The organism is Stenotrophomonas sp. 169 (assembly GCF_014621775.1).
Lineage (GTDB): Bacteria > Pseudomonadota > Gammaproteobacteria > Xanthomonadales > Xanthomonadaceae > Stenotrophomonas.
In genome coordinates, this window is record NZ_CP061204.1 from 3,986,502 (window position 1) to 4,009,496 (window position 22,995).

Below are 22,995 nucleotides of genomic sequence, written 5' to 3' on the forward strand. Positions count from 1 at the left end.
CATGTCACTGAAAACGCCTGTGCGCCTGCTGCGCGCGTTGCTCCCCTTTGCCCTGCTGGCCGCCACGGGCAGCCTCGCTGCGCAGGACTGCGCGGTGTATGACGACGCCACCTGCGGTAACCAGCTGTACACCGCCGAAGCACCGCAACTGCAGCGCTGGTGCGAGCAGGGCACGATGGCCGCGTGCAGCGGGCTGCTGCGCGAGTGGACCAGTGAGGCGCGCAGTGCCGACACGCGCCCGCAGAATGATGACCCGGTGCTGCAGGAACCCGCTGTGTGCAAGGAAGCGGATCCTGCCTTCGATGAGCAGGCGTGCGAGGAGGCAGCCAAGGCGGCCCTGTCCAAGGCGATGGGGATGGCCCTCGTCGGTATCTTCGACCAGCGGCAGATCGTACTGCCGGCTGCACGCCGGCAGACACTGCAGCAGCTTTGCCTGGCACACCCGGAAGGGGAGTTCTGCCGCGAGGTCGCGCAGGCGCAGTGGACGGCCGGCAGCTACGACACGGCGCTGGCCGCGCTGAAGGCCGGCTGCGCGGGTGGCGATGAAAGCGCCTGTGAACTGCACGCACCGCTGCAGTCACTGGGCACCGCGCCGCGGCCGCTGCCTGCCACTGCGGTCCCCTGCGGCGAGTACAGCAGCGAAGGCGGCATGCTGGATACGCTGGAGTTCGGCGATGGCGGGCTGGCGGGGTTCGGCCTCGGTGACCATGCCCGGGCACGGTTGGAAGACGGCGCGATCCGGATCCGCCACGACAAGGGCGGCGACTTCGTGTTCAAGGCGTTGGCCGGTGGGCATCTGGTCGGCATGGACGATTGGACGCAGATGCGGGTCTACCGCCGCGTCGGCGGTGCTGCGCAGTGCAGCCCGGCCGTGGTGTTCAAGGCCGTGCCGCTGCCGCAGGATTGCCCTGGTGCGACCGCTGAGGGCGCGGCGGAGGCGTGCTGCGCAGCGGGGCGGCTGCAGGGCTGCAACGTGCTGGGGAACCAGCTGGCGCTGGACGAAAAGTGGCCGCAGGCCGCCACGCACTACCAGACGGTATGCCGTGCCGGTGTGCGCGAAGGCTGCGAGAACCTGGTCAGCGCGCAGGACAGCAGTGCCGAGGTGGACGCGCGTGCAGCCCTGGAGCACCTGTGCAAGGCCGATGCCAGCGGCACGGCCGTGGCCTGCGACGTCCTGGCCACGACCAACTGGGACATGATCGCGATGGGCCGGATGCTGCAGGAAGCAGCCGACGACGTGGCCGAACCTGAGGCGCCTGCGCGCACTCGCAACCATAAGCGGTAAGCCGCCTGCGGTGATGCAGGTCGGTAGTGCCGGGCCACGCTCGGCGAGCGCGCAGCGCGGCCTGCGTCGGGCACCTCGGTGCCTGAGCCACTCCGCCGAGCGCGGCTCGGCGCTACCGTCAGGATGCGGGCCTGCGTCGGGCACCTCGGTGCCTGAGCCACTCCGCCGAGCGCGGCTCGGCGCTACCGTCAGGATGCCGGCCTGCAGCGGGTGACGGGCACCGGCTAAACTGCACGGCATGAACGAATTCGACCGTGTACGCGCCTACCTCACCGACCTGCAGGACCGCATCTGCGCCGCCATCGAGGGCGCCGACGGCCAGGCTCGATTCCAGGAAGACCAGTGGCAGCGCGCCGAGGGGGGCGGTGGCCGCACCCGTATCCTGCGCGATGGCGCGGTGTTCGAGCAGGCCGGCATCGGCTTTTCCGACGTGGCCGGCAGCCGCCTGCCGCCTTCCGCATCGGCCAACCGTCCGGAGCTGGCGGGCGCCACCTGGCGGGCCACTGGCGTGTCGCTGGTGTTCCATCCGCTCAACGCCATGGTGCCGACCACCCACGCCAACGTGCGCTTCTTCCAGGCGCAGCGCGATGGTGAGACGGTAGCCAGCTGGTTCGGCGGCGGCTTCGACCTGACGCCGTTCTACCCCTTCGACGAAGACGTGCAGCACTGGCACGGCACCGCCCGCGACCTGTGCGCGCCCTTCGGGCCGGAGCGGTATCCCGCCCACAAGCGCTGGTGCGATGAATACTTCTTCCTGCGCCACCGCAACGAGACGCGTGGCGTCGGCGGGCTGTTCTTCGATGACCTGCACGGCGACTTCGAGCGGGATTTCGATTACCTGCGTGCGGTCGGTGATGGCTTCCTCGATGCCTACCTGCCGATCGTGCAGCGCCGCAAGGACACCGTGCATGGCGAGCGCGAGCGCGAGTTCCAGCTGTACCGCCGGGGCCGCTACGTGGAGTTCAACCTGGTCTACGACCGCGGCACGTTGTTCGGGCTGCAGAGCGGTGGCCGCAGCGAAAGCATCCTGATGAGCCTGCCGCCGCGCGTACGCTGGGAGTACGGGTTCGAGCCGGAGGCCGGCAGTGCCGAGGCGCGGCTCGCGGATTACCTGGTGCCGCGCGACTGGGTGTGAGGCAGGGGGCGGTGGCGCGGCTGTAATGGGTGATGGCGGGGGGACGACAGCCGGAGACAGTCGAAGCCAGCCGACTGAAGTCGGCTCTACCGGTCGGCTCTACCGGTCGGCGCCATCAGTCGGCGCTGCGTACCGGGGCTGGAAATAAAAAGCCCCGCTGACCAGGGGGAGGTCAACGGGGCCGGGGAACGGGTGCTTGGGGAGGAGCCCCCGTTCCAAGATCTTCTCCAGGGGATGGGAGAGATCCACAACAGGCGTTGCGCCTGTTGATGGCTATAAAAGCACTACGAACATTGATGAATCGTGAAGGCGGCCCATTTAGCCTTTCCTGCCCCGTGCAATATTCATCGTTTAGTCAGACTGTCGCGGCAGCAGACGTATTCAGGCTTCAATGCGCCTCGTCCCAGTTGAGTCCATGGCCCGTGTCGACCACCAGCGGAACCCGCAACTGAGCTGCCTGCGAAATGTGTTTGACGACCTCGGTACGCAGCTCGTCGATGTAGCCGGCCTCGCATTCGAAGACGAGTTCATCGTGCACCTGCAGGATCATCTTCGCCGGCGCGGCCGACTCGCGAAGCCAGGTATCCACCTTCACCATCGCCTTTTTGATGATGTCCGCCGCCGTGCCCTGCATCGGCGCATTGATCGCGGCACGCTCCGCGCCTGCCCGCAGCCCTTGGTTGCGTGCGTTGATGTCGTTCAGGTACAGGCGTCGGCCGAACAGCGTTTCCACGTAGCCCTGCTCACGCGCCTGTTGCCGCATCCTCTCCATGAAATCGCGCACGCCGGGGTAGCGGCTGAAGTACAGCGCCACGTAGTCCTGCGCCTGCCCGCGGTCGATGCCCAGGTTGCGCGCCAATCCGAAGGCGCTCATGCCGTACATCAGCCCGAAGTTGATCGCCTTCGCGGCACGTCGCTCGTTGCTGGTGACCTCCTCCAGGGAACGACCGAACACTTCTGCCGCGGTGGCGCGGTGCACGTCCGCGCCCTGTTCGAATGCCCCCACCAGACCGGGGTCGCCAGACAGGTGCGCCATGATCCGCAGTTCGATCTGCGAGTAGTCGGCCGCCAACAACAGCTTGCCTTCCGGCGCGATGAACGCGCGGCGGATACGGCGGCCGTCTTCCGTTCGGATCGGGATGTTCTGCAGGTTCGGGTCGGATGACGACAGGCGGCCCGTGGCGGCGCCTGACTGGTGATAGCTGGTGTGTACGCGGCCGGTATCGGCGTTGATCATTTCCGGCAGCTTGTCGGTGTAGGTGCTGCGCAGCTTGGCCAGCCCGCGGTACTCCAGGATCACCCGCGGCAGTTCATGCTGCTCGGCGATCGCTTCCAGTGCCTCTTCGTTGGTGCTCGGCTGGCCCTTGGGCGTCTTCACCAGCGCAGGCAGCTTCAGCTCGTCGAACAACACCGCCTGCAGCTGCTTGGGCGAATCCAGGTTGAAGCTGCGGCCGGCCAGCTCGGTGGCCTTCTGCTGGGCGGCCAGCATGCGCGTGGACAGGTCCTGGCTCTGTCGCCGCAGCTCCGCCATGTCCACTTGCACGCCATGGGCCTCGATGCGGGTCAGCACCGGTACCAGCGGCATCTCGATGTCGCGATACACCTCGTCCAGGCTCGGCACCGCCGCCAGCTGCGGGCGCAGCGCGTGGTGCAGGCGCAAGGTCACGTCGGCGTCCTCTGCAGCGTAGCGGCTGGCTTCGTCGATCCCCACCTGCGAGAACGAAATCTGCTTGGCGCCCTTGCCGGCCACGTCTTCGAACTTGATCGTCGTGTAGCCCAGGTAGCGCTGGGCCAGCGAATCCATGTCGTGGCGGGTGGCCGTGGAGTTCAGTACGAAACTCTCCAGCATGGTGTCGTCGTGGTAGCCCTGCACCGCGATGCCGTGGCGACGCAGCACATGCAGGTCGTACTTGCCGTGCTGGCCCAGCTTCTTCTTCTTTGCGTCTTCCAGCGCCGGACGCAGCGCATCGAGCACCTGCTGCATCGGCAACTGCGCCGGCGCGCCAGGGTAGTCATGACCCAGCGGGATGTAAGCCGCCTTGCCCGGCTCCACGGCCAGGCTGATGCCCACCAGCCGCGCGCGCATGGCATCCAGCGCATCGGTTTCGGTATCGAAGCTGATCAGCTCCGCCTGCTGCAGCCGCTCCACCCAGGCCTGTAGCTGCTGCGGTTCGAGCACGGTCTCATACTCGCCGGGCACCGACAGCGACGGGTCCACGTCAGCGACTGCAGCTTCCTCGCCCGCGCCACGCGCGAAACCCGCCGCGGTGCCGCGCAGGCTTGGCACTACCTCGCTGACGGTAGGCGGCAAACCCGCGCTGCCTTCCAGTTCCTTCAGTGCCTGGGTGAAACCGTACCGTGCGTAGAGCTCGCGCAGGTCGTCAACATGGCGCTCGCGCAGCGGCAGGTCCTGCGGGCCGGCATCCAGGGCGACGTCGGTGCGGATGGTCACCAGCTCGCGGTTCAGCGGCAGTCGCTCCAGTGCGGCACGCAGGTTCTCGCCGATCTTGCCCTTCATGCCAGTCGCGGCGGCCATCACGCCGTCCAGGTGCTGGTACTCGGCCAACCATTTCGCTGCGGTCTTGGGGCCGCACTTGTCCACGCCCGGCACGTTGTCCACGGTGTCGCCCATCAACGCCAGCAGGTCGACGATCTGGTCGGCGCGTACGCCGAACTTTTCCATCACCGCCGCGTCGGAATCCATCCGGCTGCCGGTCATGGTGTTGACCAGTTCGATACCCGGCCGCACCAGCTGGGCGAAGTCCTTGTCGCCGGTCGAGATGGTCACCGACAGATCGCGCGCGACGCCCTGCAGGGCAAGCGTGCCGATCACATCGTCGGCTTCCACGCCGGGAATGCGCAGGATGCTGATGCCGAGCGCCTCGACGATCCGGCACATCGGCTCGATCTGGCTGCGCAGCTCATCGGGCATCGGCGGGCGGTTGGCCTTGTACTGGTCGTACAGGTCGTCGCGGAAGGTCTTGCCGGGCGCATCGACCACGAACGCCACGAACGCGGGGCGCTCTTTCAATGTCGACCGCAGCATGTTGACCACGCCGAACAGCGCACCTGTGGGTTCACCCTGCGGATTGGACAGGGGCGGCAGCGCGTGGAACGCGCGATACAGGTAACTGGACCCGTCGATAAGGACTAATCTGCTCATGCGACGATTCTACGCGCCCATGGCATGCACGGCGCCCACACCGGGTGGGGCATAATCACCGTCCCCGTCCGGCCCAGGAGTCCCGTCCATGAAACGCATGATGCCTGCCACCCCGCTGGTCCTGGCGCTCCTGCTTGCAGGCTGCGCGACGTCCGGCGGTGCCGGCATGCCGCCGGTCGACGTGGCCGGTGCCGAGGTTGCCCAGCGCACGCTGGACAATGGCGACGTGGTGGAGGAATACCGCGTGTCCGGCCAGTTGCGCATGGTCAAGGTAACCCCGGCACGTGGCGCGCCGTATTACATGTACGACCAGAACGGCGATGGCCGAATGGATAATTCCAAGGACGGGGTGTCCCCTGTGTACTGGAAGCTCTACAGCTGGTAATGCCTGCTTTCCTGCGATGAGTACCGCCGACCGCCGCAACGCTGCCCTCGACCAGGTCGCCCTTCGCCAAGGGCTGACCGGCGAACAGCTGGCCGCAGTACAGACCCTTGAGCATTTCGGCTGGCAGCTGCGTTTCGTGCGCCGGCCTTTGTTCCGCGAACCCATCCCGGTGCTGTTCGATCGCAGCGGTGAGCGCTATGTGGTGCTGCAGGGTGACGGCAGCCTGGATGAATCGCAGACCCTGAAACTTCGCGACTGAATCGGTGCAGCGACGCACCGTGACCTTTGTCCTGTTGCGGATATATAACAGTGCTTATACATTCGCTGCATGTCATTGCCCACCGCCACCCTCGGTACCCTGGTCCGCCATCTGATCGAGCTGCTCGACGGTGAGGTGGAGTCGGTCTACGTGGCGGCCGGGCTGGAATGGCGGCCCCGCTACACCCCGCTGCTGCGTGCGCTGATGCGGTTGGGCCCGGTATCGATCAAAACGCTGGCGCTGCAGATCGGGATCAGCCATTCGGCCGTCAGCCAGACCGTTGCACAGATGCGCGCGACCCGCCTGCTGGCCCTGAGGCCCGGAGTCGATGCGCGCGAGCGTATCGTCGCGTTGACGCCCAAGGCAGTGAAGATGATCCCGGCGCTGCAGCGCCAATGGGCGGCCACCAATGCAGCCGCCGCCCAGCTGGACGCCGAGCTGTCTTCGCCGTTGTCGGTGCTGCTCGACGAAGCCATCACGGCCCTGCACCAGCGCCCCTATGGCGAGCGCATCGCGGCCGCCGCGGCGACGCTGCCGGACGACGCTTCCGCAAATCCCTGACTCAACCGCACCCGAGGATGTACCTGATGGCGACCTCTCTCTGTTCCCGCGTGCACCCGATCCAGCTGGGCGACCAGCGCGTACTGCGGCCCGGCCGCTTCCGCTGGTTGCGCGCACTTGCCTGGGTGGTGGCGCTGTTCGTACTGGTGGTGATGAGTTCGATGTCCACCGGCCAACTGCTGGGTACCCTGCTGCCGAAGACAAGCGGGCCAGCGCAACTGCTGGGCTATGTCGGCTCGGTGCTGGTCGGTTTGGGAATCTATGCCTTGGCGGTGCGGTTCGGTGAGGGACGCCGCCCGTCGGAGATCGCGCTGCGGCCGTTGCTGCCCGAGCTGCTGCTGGGACTGCTGCTCGGTGCGGCGATGTTCGCCGCGGTGATGGCGATCATGGCCGTATGCAGCCTGTACGACATCACGTTTACCGGCCCTGCGCCGGCCTGGATCGCCGCCGGCAAAGCGCTGCAGGCGGGGGTCATCGAAGAGTTGATGCTGCGCGCCATCCTGCTGCGTCTGGTCTGGCGCGCCTTTGGACCTTGGATCGCCTTTGCCGTCTCTGCGGCGCTGTTTGGCTTCGGCCACATGCCCAATCCGAACGCCACCGTCTTTGCTGCGGTCTGCATCGCCCTGGAGGCGGGCATCATGCTGTCTGCCTTCTACGCCCTGACCGGGCGTATCTGGATGTCGATAGGCGTGCACGCCGCTTGGAACTTCACGCAGGGCTATGTCTTCGGTGCCGCCGTATCGGGCAGCGAACTGGGCCCAGCGATCGCACGCAGCACGGCCGTTCCGGGCATGCCGGAATGGCTCACCGGCGGTGCCTTCGGCCCAGAGGCTTCGCTGCCCGGCCTGGCCGTCTGCCTTGCCATCGGCGCGTTGGTCATGTGGTGGGCGTGGCGGATGGGCCGCTTCGCACGATAGAACCGACGTCAGCCGGCGGACCTCGGTCCGCTGACGATCAACGGATGACCAGTACCGGCACCGAACTACGGGCCAGTACCTCGGCCGTCTGACTGCCCAGCAGCACACGTGTCACGCCGCGTCGCCCATGCGAGGTCATTACGATCAGATCGGTGCTGCGCTCGTCGGCAATATCGATCACGCCATCGGCGGCGTAGCGGTCCAGCACGTGCACGGCGTTCGCACGCACGCCGTAGGCTTCCGCCTTGGCGACGGCCGGCTGCAGGATCTTCTGCGCGCTTTCTTCGCGATCCGCCTTGTACTCGGGACTGTTCATGTAGCCCACGCTCCAGCCCATGGCGTCGTACATGCCGACGGCCCATGGTTCGGACACGGTCACGATGTCCACTTCGGCGGACAGGTCCTTGGCCAGTTCGAGCCCTTTCATAAGACCTTTTTCAGCCAGCTCCGAACCATCGGTGGCGATCAGGATGCGTTTGTACATGGCGGGACTCCTTGCGGGATGGGCCAGGTGGGAATATCACCATTGCACAGATAATGTGCAGGCCGCGCCTTGAGCTGGATCAGTGCAGTGCAGCATGGCCTGCCCGGCAGGCCGTGGCATGATCGGCCGCATGCGACGAGCTCTGCTGTGGTGTCTGTGTCTCGTGCTGCTGCCGCTGCCGGCCGCAGCCGACGACGCGATCCTGGTGTTCACCCGCACCGCCAAATTTCGCCATGAGTCGATCCCGGTCGCCGTGCATACACTGCGCCAGCTGGCGAGTGACCAGCACCTGCGTACCGACCACAGCGAAGACAGTACGATCTTCACTGCGGCCACCCTCGCCCCGTACAAGGCGGTGGTGTTCGCCAATACCACCGGTGATGTGCTCGATGCCCCCCAGCAGGCGGCGTTGCAGGCCTACATCGAAGGCGGCGGCGGGTACCTCGGGCTGCATTCGGCCGCTGACACCGAGTACGACTGGCCCTGGTATGGCGAACTGGTCGGCGCCTGGTTCGACAAGCATCCACCTGGCCTGCAGACGACACACGTCATCCTGGAAGGGGACGCTGTCGAACCCGTGCAGTGGACCCTGACCGACGAGATCTACAACTACCGCCGCAATCCGCGGCCTTTCGTGCAGGTGCTGGCGACGGTGGATGAATTCCGTTACGAGGGCGGCAGCATGGGCGAGGACCACCCCATCGCCTGGTGCCGGGCGATGGGCAAGGGCCGCAGCTGGTACACCGGCTTCGGCCACGATGCGACGGTATACGCCGATGCCAACGTGCAGGCCCTGCTGCGGCGGGGTCTGGCGTACGCCACCGGCATGACGCCTCGCTGCTGACGCCTGGCTATTTCTTCTCGCGCAGTGCAATGCGAGTACGCCCAGCCGATGCGCCTGCCGCCGCAGGTGGGTCACGCAGGGCCCGCAGGCGTGCTTCCAGTGGCTCGTTCAGGCGATCGTCCTGCAGTGCGGTCAGGCGCTGCGCGATCTGCGCGGTGGTCTGTCGCGACGAGGACGCGACGCCCTGCACGTCCGGCGCGCGCAGCAGGGCCAAGCGGGTATTCACTTCGTCCTTGAACTGGATGTTGCTTATCGCCGTGTCGCGCGCCGCACGCGATGCGGCTTCATGTGCCGCTTTGTCCGCAGCGTGTTTCTGCGCAGCCTTGGCCGCCGCTGCCTGCGCATGCGCCGCCACGGCAGTCGCCGCCAAGGACGGCACCGCCTTCTTCGCCTGCTCCGCTGCGTGGGACTGCGCCGACTCTCTTGCCTGCTGGCTCGCCTGCGCGGCAGCCTGTTTCTGCGCTTGGCTCTGGGCCTGTTCCGCTGCCTGAACCGCTGCAGCCTCACTGGCTTGGCGGGCCGCGTGTGTGTGCACCTGCGATGCGATGGAGGCGGTCTCCACCTGCGGAACGATGGGAATCTCGCGACCGCTCACCATGGAACCGATCTCATCTGCGGCCTGCTCGATGCACTGTTTCCACGCCAGGCCCCGCTCACTGCGGGTCATCTGCGGCTGCGCCAGCACCTGCGCTTCATAGCGCTTCCACGCACCCTGGATCCGGGTGGAGGCAGGGCCATGACGGTCCGCCTGCATCTGCTCGGTATACCCTCGCGCGGCCTCTTGTTGCTGCTGCTCCAACAAGCTTGCAGGCACAGGGACCCCGCGTAGCGCCGGATACTTGCGCAGCGCATCCCTCCATGCCTCTCCAACCGCGTCGGTCACGGCGTGATCGAGGGAATTCAACTCGTCATAAGAGACCAGTGTGACTTTAGAGAAAACGTCCTGCCGGAACAGCTTGGACTCCAGCAGCAACTGCTTGGCCGGGCAATAAGCGAGGTCTACTTCCTCGACAAGCTGCTGAAGCTCCATCTTGGCGCGCACCACCGAGAAATTGGTCTCGCCAAGGGACGTATCACTGCCCAGCACTGCGTTTCGCAGCTTGAACATGCCGGACCTCAACTTGAACATGTTGGCTGCGTGCAGCGACCTGTGCTCGCTTACCTCGGCCGATGACGGCCACAACTGCGAAGCCTTGAGGCGGTCGATCCAGCCTTGCGCCGCGTCGGACTGCAGCAGCGCCGAAAAGTAGTTGGCTGTCCCGGGCTGCTTGGCTTTCAGCAGCTGAGCGCGTATCACCTCGCGCGTCACGCCGTTGGGGACTTCAATCAGCGCTTCCAGCAACTGGATGAAGGCCATGCCTACCTCGGGACGGTCGACAGTATGAAAGCCGACACTGGCGGGATAGGCAGCGTACTCTATCGGCGTCATCAGCAACGCAGCCACCGCCTTCGCATCGACTCGCCGCTCTTGTACCAGCTTGCGCATCAGCAGCAGCCAGTCCTGGTTGGCGGTGAACGCAGCGACGCTATGTGGCTGGTAGCCAGGCCCAAAATCCAGACTCTGCAGCAGTGACTGATACACATCCGGTGACATGAGCTCGGCGGCGGCTGCGCTGACCACCTTGTCGTCACCTGTAGTAAGCCCGTCGCCCAATCGGCTCACCGCATTATGGAACGCCTGCAACGAACGAATTTCGCGATGCATGCTGTTGAGCGTCGGCACCGCGCAGGGCTCGACAGTGCGTAGCAGCGCTTCGTGTCGGGCCTCGATCATGCGTTCTGCGTCGTAGCCCGTTGAAGTCTGCATCAGGGGCTGCATCGCCTCGGACATCTCCTTTCTCACCCGCTGCGCACGTGTGGGATCTGCCTGGACCCAGTCCACCAGCTGCACACTGTCGAATCGCCTCAGCATCGCGTCACGGCGCTCGCTCAACAGCACGGTAAGTACTGAAGGATCGGGCCATGCGTTGGGTCGCGCTTGTGCCGGTGGTTGCCAGTACGTTTCGGTCACCGCGCCGATGGCCATTTCGGGAATCAGCGAGAGCCTGTACCCCATCTCAGCCAAGGTGTCGCAGACGGCCGAATCGGGGTCCGCTGGCGGACGGAAAAGCTCGGCAATGGTTTCAGACTGGAAACCGTACGGCCAGCGCAGTGTGTCGTGCAGCGGGCCGGGGTCACAGCCCATTGCATCGAATTCATCTGCGTAGACCTTGAAGGCAGGTGGCATCGGGAACAGGGACGGCGGTCGCTGGCAGATCGCCACATCCTTGCTCGCCTCTTTGGGCATCATCACGCCGGTGCGCAGGTTGCGGAAACCCAGCGGTCCGCAGGCACCGAAGTCCAGGCTCATTCCCACTGGCTCACCATTACGCATCGTGTAGCCGAAATTCTCCATCCGGTAGTTCAGCTGATCCCAGTTGGCCAGCCAGCGAGAGGCAACATAGTGACGCAGCTGTTCACAGCGCAGCGCAGTGGGCAGCATACGGTTCATGCGCTCCAGCGCGTCGAAGCGTGCCTTATCAGATTTGGCATGTGCCGCATGCAGCTCAGGGGGCAACTCCCATGGCTGGGCAACGTTGGCCTGTGCAAGCAACTGGCCACATGCTGCGGTCGCATCCTGATGCGCGAGCTGCAGTGCGGAATAACGCTGCGCGGCTTGCGGATCGTTTTTGCTTACCCGTGCCAGCGCGTGCTCTGTGGTGAGAAATGTGCCGAGGTCATAGAACGCTTCCTCAAAGCGCGACGCGACGCTGGGCGCGGCACCGGCCTGCGTGCTGAGCGGGCTGGCCAGCGCGGTTTCCGGCACAGTCAGGCCGGTCAGCTGGAACAGCTTGGCCATCGCTACTTCCTGCGCACTGCAATCGCTCTGCTTTACCCGCCACTGTTCGCGATTGAGTTCGATCCTTATCGCCGCTCCACTACCGGCGCCCTGCCACTTGATGGCTTTCGCACCGGTGAGATCGAGGATGGGCGGTGCGTTTCGTGGCAGCGCCGCCGCATTGGCCACCTGATGGGGAGCCGATGACGGGCCTGCGGTTGGCTCCTGCTCCTGTCTCACAGACGGGTGGGGAGCATGAGCAGCCGCGGCGGCGCGGGTGGGCGATAGCATGGACAGTTCCGGCGTTTACGGCGGGACACAATGCAGGTGTGAATCGCCACCGGCTTTCACAAACGCCGCCTTCGATTCATCAAATAAATCCACCGGGCCGCTGCGCGGGTGTCATGCCGCCGTCAGATTCGCATACGCCATCACCAACCACTTGCTACCGGCGTCAGCGAACTCGACCTGCACGCGCGCGTGCGAACCGCTGCCTTCGTAATCAGTGACCATGCCTTCGCCGAACTTCGGATGCGTGACCAGCGTGCCCAGCTTCATCGGCGGCACGTCCAGCGACGCGTGGCCGGCATTGCGGCTGGCGCCCAGCGAAGAAGGCCGTGACACCTGCACCTTCGGCCGCACTTCATGGAGCAATTCACGCGGGATCTCGCGCAGGAACCGCGATGGCACACCGTAGTTGTCCTGGCCATGGATGCGCCGTGATTCGGCGTAGCAGAGCACCAGCTTCTGCCGTGCGCGGGTGATGCCCACATAGGCAAGCCGACGCTCTTCTTCCAGGCGCCCGCTTTCTTCCAGCGAGCGCGCACTCGGGAACAAGCCATCTTCCATGCCGGCCAGGAACACCAGCGGGAATTCCAGCCCCTTGGCCGAGTGCAGCGTCATCAGCTGTACGCCGTCTTCATTGGCCTGTGCCTGGCCTTCACCCGCCTCCAGCGCTGCATAGGCGAGGAAGGCGACCAGCTCGTCCATGTCTTCGACTTCCTCGACATCATCGGCACGACGCACGAAGCGCGACGCCACCGAGACCAGTTCGTCGAGGTTGTCGGTGCGGGACTCCGAATCCAGCGCGTTGCGGCTTTCCTTGCTCCAGTGTTCGCGAAGCAGCGAGCGCGACAGCACGTGGTCGATGCGCTCGGCGAGCGTCATCTCTGCGGTCTGCGCCTGCAGTTCGTTGACCAGCATCAGGAAACCGGCCAGTGCGTTGCGTGCACGCCCGGCCAGCGCGCTGCCCTGGGTGACCAGCATGGTGGCTTCCCAGAGCGAAATACCCTGCGCGCGCGCTTCGCGGCGCACTTCGTCGAGGGTGCGATCGCCGATGCCGCGCGTGGGCGTGTTGACCGCGCGCTCGAACGCTGCGTCGTCGTTGCGATTGGACAGCAGCCGCAGGTAAGACAACGCGTCCTTGATTTCCGCGCGCTCGAAGAAACGCATGCCACCATAAACGCGGTAAGGCACCTGCTCGCTCAGCAGGACTTCTTCCAGCGCGCGCGACTGCGCATTGCTGCGGTAGAGCACCGCCACTTCGCCGTGGCTGCCGCCATCGCGCACCCACTGACGTGCGCGTTCGACGACGTAGCGCGCCTCGTCCATCTCGTTGTAGGCCGCGTACAGATCGATCGGGTCACCGTCGCCGCTGTCGGTCCACAGCTCCTTGCCGATGCGGTCCGGGTTGTGCGCGATGACCGCGTTGGCGGCGCCGAGGATGTTGGCGGTGGACCGGTAGTTCTGCTCCAGGCGGATGGTCTGCGCGCCGGGGAAATCACGCAGGAACCCCTGCACGTTTTCCACCTTGGCACCGCGCCAGCCGTAGATCGCCTGGTCATCGTCACCGACCACGAAGACATGTCCGGTGTCGCCCGCCAGCACCCGCACGAAGGCGTACTGGATGGAGTTGGTGTCCTGGAATTCGTCGACCAGTATCTCGCGGAAGCGAGCGCGGTAATGGGCCAGCAGGGCCGGGTTGTCACGCAGCAGCTCGTGGGCGCGCAGCAGCAGCTCGGCGAAGTCGACCAGGCCGGCGCGGTCGCAGCGCGCCTGGTACTCGATGTAGGCCTGGCGCATGGTGTCCAGCCACGCGTCATGCGGCTCGGGCTGGATGTGCTGCGGCCGCCGGCCCTCGTCCTTCTGCTCGTTGATCCACCAGGCGATCTGCTTGGGCGGGTACTTGCCATCATCCAGTTCAAGCGCCTGCACGACCCGCTTGACCAGCCGCAGCTGGTCATCCGAATCCATCACCTGGAAGGAATCGGGCAGCTTGGCGTCCGCCCAATGCAGGCGCAGCAGGCGGTTGGCCAGTCCGTGGAAGGTGCCGATCCACGCGCCGCGACTGCCATTGGGCAGCTGCGCGTCGATGCGGTGCCGCATCTCGCCGGCGGCCTTGTTGGTGAAGGTCACCGCGAAGATGCCATGGGTCGGCACGCCGAATACTTCGTGCAGCCACGCAATGCGGTGGGTCAGTACGCGCGTCTTGCCGGAGCCGGCACCGGCCAGCACCAGGTGGTGGCCGGGAGGGGCGGAAACGGCATCGCGCTGGGCCGGGTTCAGGCCATCAAGCAAGTGGGAGACATCCATGCCCCCATTTTACGGCATCGCTGCTTCGAGCTCCTGCACGGCGTGACGCGCGGCGTTCTGCGCTTGCTGACGCAGTTCAGGCACGGCCAGGCTCTCCCACAGGGTGCCTATGCGCAGGCTGCCGAGCACGGCGATATCCGCGTGGGCCGTGCCGTCTGCATCGAGCAGCCGGTCACCCTGCGGCGCGCTGTCCACACCCAGTCCGTGCGGACCGGGCCGCGCCAACCCCTCGGCGAGCAGCTGCCGCAGCAGGGGATTGCGCAGGCCATCGGCACGCGTCTCCACGCCCGTGGCGTTGACCAGGGCACCAAGGTGCCAATGCCGCAGCGTGTCCTGGGCGCTGTGCGCCGCCAGCTGCAGGCCGTCTTCGGTTTCCACCACGCCCCGCAGCCGCGCACGGTGCTGCAGCAGGCGCCCGTCGCGCATCGCGTCGCGCAGGTGGGCGTGTACATCGGGATCGATCCGGTGCCGATGCACATCCCACTGCCGCGCAACGTGGCGCAGGAAGCGGCGCTGGTCGGCAGCATCCAGGCTTTGCCACAGCGCTTGGCCGAGCGGACGGATGCGTTCCATCACGCTCTGCCAGGGAATGCCACGCGCGGCCGCATCGCGGGCGTGCTGGCGCAGAGCACGCATGCGGCCGCGCAGCGACAGGGCGAGCAAGGGCTGCGGGTCGAACTCCGCTGCGGCGCCATGCGCATGCGGCAGGGGCAGCAGGCCGTGGCGGGAGAACACATGGATCACACCGGTCTGCCCCGCCGCCGACAGGGCCAACACGCTGTCCACCATGCTCAGCCCGGAGCCGATGATGCCGATCGCGTCGTCACCCGCCAGCAGGCGCACGCCATCGTAGTCCCAGGCTTCTGCGACCTGCTCGTGCGGCAGGGCATCGGCACCGGCCACGGGCATCGGGCGGACGCTGTTGCCGCAGGCCAGGACAACCTGCCGCGCGATCGCCGTACGCCCGTCGCCGAACTGCAGCTGGAGCCCATCGTCGGCACGACGGAGCGCAAGTATCGGCTGCTGCACCACCTCAAGCTGCGCGACGCTGGTCTGTTGCGCCTCGGACAGACGCTGCCGCAGGTAGGCCGCGTAGTGATGACGCGAGACGAAGCGGGTGGCGAGGGTTGCGTCGTCATCCTGCGGATAGGCCGCCACCGCGCGCAGATACTCGACGAAGTCCGCCGGCTGGTCCGGCAGCGCGCTCATCCGCCCGGCCGGTACGTTGAGCAGGTGCTGCGGCACGCGGGTGGCGTAGGCGATGCCTTCGGCCAGCGTGGAAGCGGGCTCGAACAGCTGCAGCTGCAGCGGGTGGCGCGCATGGCGAAGCGCCTGCAGGGCGACCATCACGCCGGCGGCGCCGCCCCCGATGATGGCCAGGTCGATGCGGTGTGGATGCGCTTGATCGTTCATGACTCGATTGTAGGCGATGGGCAGCGGGCTGCCTTTACATGAGCGCGTCGGCCAGGCGGGCGATGCCTTCACGGCTGCGACGCCAGGCGGCACGCCTGCGCCACTGGTCCAGTTCCAGTGGGCGGGAGTGGCGCAGGTATTCCGCTTCGATGTCCAGCAGCTGGCGCACGATCTTGCGGTCGTAGCACAGCAGGCCGATCTCGGCATTCAGCGCGAACGAGCGAATATCGAGATTGATCGACCCCAGCAAGGCGATGTCCTCGTCAACGCTCAAGTGCTTGGCATGCAGGAAGTGGGGCTCGTACAACGCGATGCGCACGCCACTGCGCAGCAGTTCATCGTAGTACGCCTCCTGCGCCCAGGCGGTCAGCACGGCATTGCTGCTGGCCGATACGATCAGCTGCACATCCACGCCGGACAGCGCTGCGATGCGCAGGGCACTGAGCGTGGCTTCATCAGGCACGAAGTACGGCGTTACCAGCACGATGCGGCGGCGGGCGAGGTGGATCAGCGCGTTGACCGCATCGCGTGCGTTGCTGAACGGATACGCCGGTCCGCTGGGCAGCAGCTGGGTGGCGATGTCCTCGGTGCATACCGGCACATCGGCCATCACGTCCAGGCGCTGGCCGGTTTCCATGTACCAGTCGCTGGCGAACACCGCTTCCAGATGGGCCACGGCGGGGCCGCGCACGCGCGCCACCAGTTCCCGGTTCGGATGGCCCGGCACGAAACCGGCATCGGCCAGGTTCTGCGAGCCGATGTAGCCGACCTTGTTGTCGATCACCGCGATCTTGCGGTGGTTGCGCAGATCCATGCGTCCGCTGCGGCGCCAACGCAGGCCACCCGGCAACATCGCGCGCACGTCGATGTCGCGCGCCAGCAGGCGCTTGCGGTACGCGCGCAGGCCGCGTTTGGCACCCACCGCGTCCAGCAGCAACCGGCAGTGCACGCCACGCGCGGCGGCACGCTGCAGCGCTTCCACGATGGCCTCGCCGACCCGATCATCGAACATCAGGTAGTACAGCAGGTGCACGCGCTCTTCGGCCTGGTCGATGTCGGCGATCAGATGGGTCAGCGACTCGTCATACCCGGTCAGCAGGTCGAGCGCATTGCCATGCACCGGCATGAAGTCGCCCTGGCGCTCCACCAGCGGCACCACCTCGGCCACCGCGGTGTCCGGGCAGGGTTGCCAGCGCAGCGCGGCCTGCAGCGCCTGTTCCTCGCGGATCACCTGCGAGGCCTCGGCCTGACGCCGCACGCGCTCGGCGGACAGCCACGGATGGCCGAACAGCAGATACAGGGGCAGGCCCAGCAACGGCACGAAGCCCACCAGCAGCAGCCAACTGCGCGCTGCGCCCGGGGTGGTGCGGGTGGGGATCCAGAACAGCGCCGCCAGCCGGATCAACCAGTCCAGCAGCAACAACCATGACCCCAGCATCCACTCGAACAGCATCGCATCGCCCGTCGGAACATCGACCTGCATTCTGGCACGGGCGGCAAGGAGGCAAAAAAAAACCCGCCTCGCGGCGGGTTCTTTCTTCGGGGAGACCCGTAATCCGCAAGGATTACTTGATCTTGCCTTCCTTGTACGGGACATGCTTGCGCACGACCGGATCGTACTTCAGGAATTCCATCTTCCCGGGGGTGTTCTTCTTGTTCTTGTCCGTCGTGTAGAAGTGGCCGGTACCGGCCGTCGAAATCAGACGGATCTTGTCGCGCTTGCCTGCCATGATTTACTCCTCAGACCTTTTCGCCGCGCGCACGCAGCTCAGCCAGAACGGAGTCGATACCGTTCTTGTCGATGGTGCGCAGTGCATGCGCGGAAACACGAAGCTTGACCCAGCGGTTCTCGCTGGCAACCCAGAAGCGGCGCTCGTGCAGGTTGGGCAGGAAACGACGACGGGTCTTGTTGTTGGCGTGCGAGACGTTGTTACCCGTCTGCACTCGCTTGCCGGAAACTTGGCATACGCGGGACATTGCGCACCTCGATAGTAGTTGTTGTCAGCCCGTAGCCCGGGCGACGGCGGCCTCGATGGTTGCCCACCACACGTCAAGAGAATCAAAGGGTTACGCTGACCTGGGCGGACCGGAGGACGTGTTCCCGGCCCCGCCGCCCGGAATCAACCGGACACAGCGAGCCGCGAAGTATGCCGCGAACGGGACCTTGGCGCAAGCGCGCTCCGGGCCACCCCTCAGGGATCGGGCCGGTACACAGCGCCCTGCCCCGGCGCCTGCTACACAGAGCCCCATGAAACTGCTCGCACTCACCTACGGTACCGAAGGCGATACCCGCCCGCTGACCCTGCTCTGCCGAGGCCTGATGGACGCCGGCCACGAGGTGATGCTGCTCGCGGATGGCAGCACGCTGGGCAGCGCACGTCAGCTGGGTGTGCCCCATGCGGCACTCGACGGCGACATCCACGAAGAAGTGGTGGCGCTGCTCGCCCGCGGCAACAGCCCGCGCGCCGCCAGCCGGGGACTGGCACGGATGGCCCAGCGCCATGTCGGGGCCTGGATGTGTCAGGCCGATGCAGTGGCCAAGGACTGCGATGCCGTGCTGACCGGCGGGCTGGCGGCCTTCGTCGGCATGAGCGTGGCGGAACACCATGGCCTTCCCCTGATCGGCACCGGCATGATCCCGATCACGCCCACCGGCGCGTTTCCTTCGCCGTTCCTGCCACCGGGCTGGACCCCGGCGCTGCTCAACCGGGCGAGCTATCGGCTGGTCAACCAGCTGATCTGGCGGCAGTTCCGCGGCCCGATCAACGACGCGCGCCGGGCAGTGCTGGATCGACCTCCACGACGCAGCCCGTGGACGGACGTGCCGATGCTCTATGGTATTTCCCCCAGTCTGGTGCCGGCTCCGCCGGACTGGCCGTCCGACCATCGGATCTGCGGGCAATGGCGGATGCCGGAGACGCTGGAATGGGCACCGGATGCGGCCTTGCAGGCGTTTCTCGATGACGGCGAGCGTCCGGTGTATGTCGGCTTCGGCAGCATGACCGGCTTTGATCGTGAGGCCGTGCTGACCGCGCTGCTGCGCATGTTGGATGGGCGACGCGTGCTGTTGTCGCCTGGCTGGTCCGGCATGCCACAGGTGGCGTTGCCGTCCAGCGTCCATGTGATCGACGCGGTGCCCCACGAAAAGCTGTTTCCGCTCACCTCGCTGGTGATTCACCACGGCGGCAGCGGCACCACACACTCGGCCTGCCGGGCGGGCGTGCCGTCGATGGTGATGCCCTTCGCGGCCGACCAGTTCTTCTGGGCAGATCGCCTGCACCGCCTGCGCGTGGCCCCACGCGCGCTGTCGGCGAAGCGACTAACCGCTGCATCGCTGGCGGAAGCGTTGGCCTTCGTCGAACAGGCCGAAACGCACACACGCGCCGCTGCGTTGGGCCAGCGAATGGCAGGCGAAGACGGCGTGGGCCACGCGGTGGCCGCGATACAGGCGGCCCTCCCCACAGCCCGGTAGCGCCGAGCCGTGCTCGGCGAGCACGCAGCGCGGCCTGTATCCGACATCGCACCGCCGAACGCATCCGCCGAGCGTGGCTCGGCGCTACAAAGATGTGCCGCCAGCCCGGTAGCGCCGAGCCATGCTCGGCGAGCGCGCAGCGCGGCCCGTATCCGACATCGCATCGCCGGACGGATTCCGCCGAGCGTGGCTCGGCGCTACAAAGATGTGCCGCCAGCCCGGTAGCGCCGAGCCATGCTCGGCGAGCGCGCAGCGTGGCCTGTATCCGACATCGCATCGCCGGACGGATTCCGCCGAGGGTGGCTCGGCGCCAGGGGCTAGACGCGTGTTCACCAGCTCATGGCGACGGCGGCTTCACCGAGTTGGTCGGCCAGCGCAGGATCGGTGGCATGCAGTGCGACGAAATCCCGCGCACAGGCCGCGAACTCTCCCGCAGCGGCCTGTGCGGCGTCCACGGCTTGCTGGTGGTACTGAATCAACAGGGCGGGCAGTCCGGGCGTGTCCCTGGTACGCAATGAAAGCCACAGCGCTCCAATCAAGCGCGCGCGGCGACTGCACAGGTCCTGATGGTTGAGCTGGAAGAACGCGATGGTCACCAGTGCGCGTTCGAAATCCCGTCCCCGGTCATGCCGCGGCACAGCCAGCACACCCGCAAAACGGATCAGGCTCGCCGGATCGACATCCAGATGGCCGAGGGGATAAATCAGCAGCGGATCTTCGGCCATGGCGGTGTCCGGATGAGCAGCGCGCGTGCTGCGCGCCCGGCGGACCGGGAAGTAATCCGCCTTCAAGGTCGAGTTGCAGCGCGTGCAGGCGATGACGTAGTTCAACGGATGGTAGGCGAGCAGGTAGTAGCCACGTCGGCTGGCCCGCCCCAACCGGCACGGCGGCACGAAGCCCACGGCGCCCTTTCCGGTCGCCGGCGGCCACGTCTTCACCCGCGACTTGGGCCTGAAATGCTCTACCTCATGCACTTTGCTGCTCAGCTCCCTGCCGGCCAGACGGGTCTCGCAGTACGCGCATTTCTCGTGCTGCAGTTCGATGTAGATGTCTTTTATCTCGCCCCAGAAGTCCTGCCCTTCCACGTAGCGTCCTGTACGCCGATACATCGCTTTCCTGCTCTTGGCCCTGGCCAGCCACGACGGCCGATGGGCGGCAATGGCAGCGTACAGGACGTCGGTTTCGGTCTCGATCCGTATCATGCTCACAGCGCTCCGGAAGACAGCAGGTGCAGATAGTCGGCCGCAGCGCGCAGATCCCCCGCCTCGCTTGCGCGCCTCAACTGTTCCAGCCGGTCCGCCACGCCCGGTGCGCGGGTGGACGCCAAGCCGAAGTAGGGGCTGAGCAGCACCTGTTCCGCACTGCGCCCGTGCACCTGTTCGGGCAGGCGGCGGCACTGGGCGCCGTCGTCATCGCTTTCGTCGAGGACCAGCAGGTTCTGCGGCTGCAACGAGCCCACCACCAAGGGGCTGTGCGTCGTGACGATGAACTGGATGTTGGGCAGGGCGCGCGACAGCGTGGGCAGCAACGAACGTTGCCAATCCGGATGCAGGTGCAGGTCGATCTCGTCGATCAGCACCACCCCGCGGTTGTCCACCAGCTTGCGGCCTGAGGGCGCACCCATGCACAGGTGGTACAGCATGTCGCCGATCCAGCCGATATACGCGCGATAGCCGTCCGACAGCGCGCGGAATGGGACGTGGACGCCGTGCATGCTGAAGCCAGGCGCTTCCGTATCGCCCCTGTTTTCTCCAGCCGCGTGCATGCAGCACGATTCGGGCAACAACCGGTTCATCAGGTTGATCACCTGCTTGCCGCGGCCTGGATTCTGCGTGGCATAAGCGGGCCACCAGGCAGACAACGGCACCATGCTGTGATGGTCTTCGAACAAGCCCGCCACGCGCTCGTAGCGCGGGGCGCGGGTCTTGAAACGCTGCGCCGGGTCTGCATCGTGATCGTGTTCAACACGCCGGGTCGCACCGTAGCCCACCAGGAAGAAGGCACTGGTCTGCCGTGTGTCCTGGAGCTCACGGACCTCGCGTGCCACGTGCGGATCGTCGGGTGGAATCCACTGCAGCACTTCCGAATCACCGACCTGCTCGACCTTCGCCTGCATCGTCAACGCCACGCTCGCCGAATCGCCGCCGAGTGCGCCATCCTGCGCGTCAATCCACACCGCCGTATCCAGCGTGGCCACCAGCGGTGCACGGCGTGGGACGCCTGCCTTGCCGTCCGTGCCTGCGCGAGGGGTCCGCACCAAGCCATCGGGAAAGAACCCTGCGCCGCGTTCAAGCACCGGGGCGAGCACACTCAATGCGATGGCGCGCAGGACACTCGATTTGCCGGCGCCGTTCACCCCCAGCAGAACGTTGACGTTGGCCAGCGCTGTCCCGTCTGGCGCATCACCCGGTCCGAGCAATGAAACGCTGATGTCCTGGATGGAACGAAAATTGCGGATGCGGAGAGACTGGATGTGCATGTGCGTGCCGATGCAGGGTGCCGACCCAGCATGGCAACCCACCGCAGCCGCTGCAGCAGGCAAACCCGTCGAGGTCGCCGTGCGGCGCTGCGATGGCTGTCGGATACGTGCATCGCTGTCGCACCGCACGCGCGAGCAGCGCGGAAGGCAGGAGGCAACGCATCCCGTCAGTTCAGCCCGTCGTGCCGGGTGCCATCATCTGCGTCACCCACTCGATGAACACGCGCAGGCGGTGACTGACGTGCCGGTTGGGCGGAAACATCACATGCATCGGTATCGCCTGCAGGTGCCAGTCATCGAACAGGCGCACGAGTTCAGTACGTCCCTCATGAGGGGCCGCCATGTAGACGGGCACGCAGACGATGCCCAGACCCGCCAGGCCAGCAGCGAGATACGCATCGCCATCGTCCAGAGCGATCACGTGACGGCCCTGCACGTCCATCCGTTCATCACCGCGCTGCAGGATGAAACGGCGGGTGCGTCCGGTGCGCGGGCGCAGGAAGCCGACGGTGAGGTGGTGCGGCCCGTCGAGGTCCCGCGGATGCGTCGGCGTGCCATGGCTTTGCAGGTAGTCCGGACTGGCATACACCGCCAAGGGCAGCGCACCGAGGGGGCGGGCGACCAGCGACAGGTCGTCCGGCGTGCCGCCGCGGATCACGCAGTCCACGCTGTCACCGATCAGGTCCACCTCGCGGTCACTGACCCCGATATGCAGCTCGATGTCCGGATAGCGCGCGTGGAAGTCCGGCAGCGCCGGTACCAGCAGCAGCCGGGCGAACGGGCTGGGCACGTCGATGCGCAGCCGTCCGCGCGGTGCCGCCGTGGCGGTGGAGAGACTCCCCTCGACCGCCTCCAGTTCAGCCAGCAGGCCGACCACGCGAGGGTAGTACGCCTCCCCTTCCGCGGTCAGGTTGAGCCGCCGGGTGGTGCGGTTGAGCAGGCGCACGCGCAGGTGCGTTTCCAGCTGCTGCACCAGTTCGGTGACCCGGGTACGCCCCACCTGCAGGGTGTGCGCTGCCTTGGTGAAGCTGCCAGTTTCGACACCCGGGCGAAGGCGCGCATTGCGTCGAAACGGTCCATGGCGGCCTGTATCTGTCGGTTATGCCGAACAATCTAGGCGTGATTGGACGGTTTATCCAGCACACGAAGCGGTCCAGCATGCAGGCATCCCCGCTGCGCCGTGCAGCG

The 22,995-nt window shown here is 66.3% G+C and carries 18 protein-coding genes and 1 pseudogene; 8 read left to right on the forward strand and 11 right to left on the reverse strand.

Annotated elements, in window-relative coordinates:
• Position 1 precedes the first annotated feature (1 nt).
• A complete protein-coding gene (locus ICJ04_RS17440; protein WP_188325419.1) occupies positions 2-1,285 on the forward strand; it encodes a hypothetical protein in 1,284 nt (427 codons plus the stop codon).
• A gap of 238 nt (positions 1,286-1,523) precedes the next feature.
• Positions 1,524-2,420 carry an oxygen-dependent coproporphyrinogen oxidase gene (hemF, locus tag ICJ04_RS17445; protein WP_188325420.1) on the forward strand — a complete coding sequence of 299 codons (897 nt, stop codon included), beginning with the start codon at positions 1,524-1,526 and terminating at the stop codon, positions 2,418-2,420.
• A 388-nt stretch (positions 2,421-2,808) separates the two neighbouring features.
• On the opposite strand, the gene polA is transcribed toward hemF, so the two are convergent.
• Complete coding sequence (gene polA, locus ICJ04_RS17450; RefSeq protein WP_188325421.1) at positions 2,809-5,583, reverse strand: DNA polymerase I; 2,775 nt, start codon at positions 5,581-5,583, stop codon at positions 2,809-2,811.
• Between the two features lie 97 nt (positions 5,584-5,680).
• Between polA and ICJ04_RS17455 the strand changes: the two genes are divergently transcribed.
• From ICJ04_RS17455 to ICJ04_RS17470, 4 genes are all read left to right on the forward strand, one after another.
• The gene (locus ICJ04_RS17455; RefSeq protein WP_188327383.1) at positions 5,681-5,968 is read left to right on the forward strand and encodes a DUF2782 domain-containing protein; all 288 of its coding nucleotides are present in this window, start codon (positions 5,681-5,683) and stop codon (positions 5,966-5,968) included.
• 16 nt (positions 5,969-5,984) lie between these two features.
• Complete coding sequence (locus tag ICJ04_RS17460; protein WP_188325422.1) at positions 5,985-6,227, forward strand: hypothetical protein; 243 nt, start codon at positions 5,985-5,987, stop codon at positions 6,225-6,227.
• Positions 6,228-6,296: 69 nt separating this feature from the next.
• A complete protein-coding gene (locus tag ICJ04_RS17465; RefSeq protein ID WP_188325423.1) occupies positions 6,297-6,788 on the forward strand; it encodes a helix-turn-helix domain-containing protein in 492 nt (163 codons plus the stop codon).
• Positions 6,789-6,814: 26 nt separating this feature from the next.
• Entirely contained in the window at positions 6,815-7,705 is an 891-nt protein-coding gene (locus tag ICJ04_RS17470; RefSeq protein ID WP_188325424.1) for a CPBP family intramembrane glutamic endopeptidase, read from the forward strand.
• 37 nt (positions 7,706-7,742) lie between these two features.
• On the opposite strand, the gene ICJ04_RS17475 is transcribed toward ICJ04_RS17470, so the two are convergent.
• Positions 7,743-8,189: a universal stress protein gene (locus ICJ04_RS17475; RefSeq protein WP_188325425.1), complete on the reverse strand. Its 447-nt coding sequence runs from the start codon at positions 8,187-8,189 to the stop codon at positions 7,743-7,745.
• Positions 8,190-8,319: 130 nt separating this feature from the next.
• On the opposite strand from ICJ04_RS17475, the gene ICJ04_RS17480 reads away from it, so the two are divergent.
• Entirely contained in the window at positions 8,320-9,033 is a 714-nt protein-coding gene (locus tag ICJ04_RS17480; RefSeq protein ID WP_188325426.1) for a ThuA domain-containing protein, read from the forward strand.
• A 7-nt stretch (positions 9,034-9,040) separates the two neighbouring features.
• On the opposite strand, the gene ICJ04_RS17485 is transcribed toward ICJ04_RS17480, so the two are convergent.
• From ICJ04_RS17485 to rpmB, 6 genes are all read right to left on the reverse strand, one after another.
• Positions 9,041-12,040: a hypothetical protein gene (locus ICJ04_RS17485; protein WP_188325427.1), complete on the reverse strand. Its 3,000-nt coding sequence runs from the start codon at positions 12,038-12,040 to the stop codon at positions 9,041-9,043.
• A 213-nt stretch (positions 12,041-12,253) separates the two neighbouring features.
• The gene (uvrD, locus tag ICJ04_RS17490; RefSeq protein WP_188325428.1) at positions 12,254-14,443 is read right to left on the reverse strand and encodes a DNA helicase II; all 2,190 of its coding nucleotides are present in this window, start codon (positions 14,441-14,443) and stop codon (positions 12,254-12,256) included.
• Positions 14,444-14,452: 9 nt separating this feature from the next.
• Entirely contained in the window at positions 14,453-15,856 is a 1,404-nt protein-coding gene (locus ICJ04_RS17495) for an FAD/NAD(P)-binding protein (protein ID WP_188325429.1), read from the reverse strand.
• A 34-nt stretch (positions 15,857-15,890) separates the two neighbouring features.
• A complete protein-coding gene (gene cls, locus ICJ04_RS17500) occupies positions 15,891-17,309 on the reverse strand; it encodes a cardiolipin synthase (RefSeq protein WP_188327384.1) in 1,419 nt (472 codons plus the stop codon).
• Between the two features lie 112 nt (positions 17,310-17,421).
• The gene (rpmG, locus tag ICJ04_RS17505; protein WP_042613882.1) at positions 17,422-17,586 is read right to left on the reverse strand and encodes a 50S ribosomal protein L33; all 165 of its coding nucleotides are present in this window, start codon (positions 17,584-17,586) and stop codon (positions 17,422-17,424) included.
• Positions 17,587-17,596: 10 nt separating this feature from the next.
• Complete coding sequence (rpmB, locus tag ICJ04_RS17510; RefSeq protein ID WP_005411638.1) at positions 17,597-17,833, reverse strand: 50S ribosomal protein L28; 237 nt, start codon at positions 17,831-17,833, stop codon at positions 17,597-17,599.
• A 271-nt stretch (positions 17,834-18,104) separates the two neighbouring features.
• Between rpmB and ICJ04_RS17515 the strand changes: the two genes are divergently transcribed.
• A complete protein-coding gene (locus tag ICJ04_RS17515; protein ID WP_188325430.1) occupies positions 18,105-19,328 on the forward strand; it encodes a glycosyltransferase in 1,224 nt (407 codons plus the stop codon).
• A gap of 329 nt (positions 19,329-19,657) precedes the next feature.
• On the opposite strand, the gene ICJ04_RS17520 is transcribed toward ICJ04_RS17515, so the two are convergent.
• From ICJ04_RS17520 to ICJ04_RS17530, 3 genes and pseudogenes are all read right to left on the reverse strand, one after another.
• Positions 19,658-20,530, reverse strand: coding sequence for a hypothetical protein (locus ICJ04_RS17520; RefSeq protein WP_188325431.1), 873 nt, complete (start codon positions 20,528-20,530; stop codon positions 19,658-19,660).
• A 2-nt stretch (positions 20,531-20,532) separates the two neighbouring features.
• Positions 20,533-21,807, reverse strand: a complete 1,275-nt coding sequence (locus ICJ04_RS17525) for an AAA family ATPase (protein ID WP_188325432.1) — start codon at positions 21,805-21,807, stop codon at positions 20,533-20,535.
• A gap of 172 nt (positions 21,808-21,979) precedes the next feature.
• Positions 21,980-22,887, reverse strand: a pseudogene (locus ICJ04_RS17530) (LysR family transcriptional regulator).
• Between the last annotated feature and the right edge of the window lie 108 nt (positions 22,888-22,995).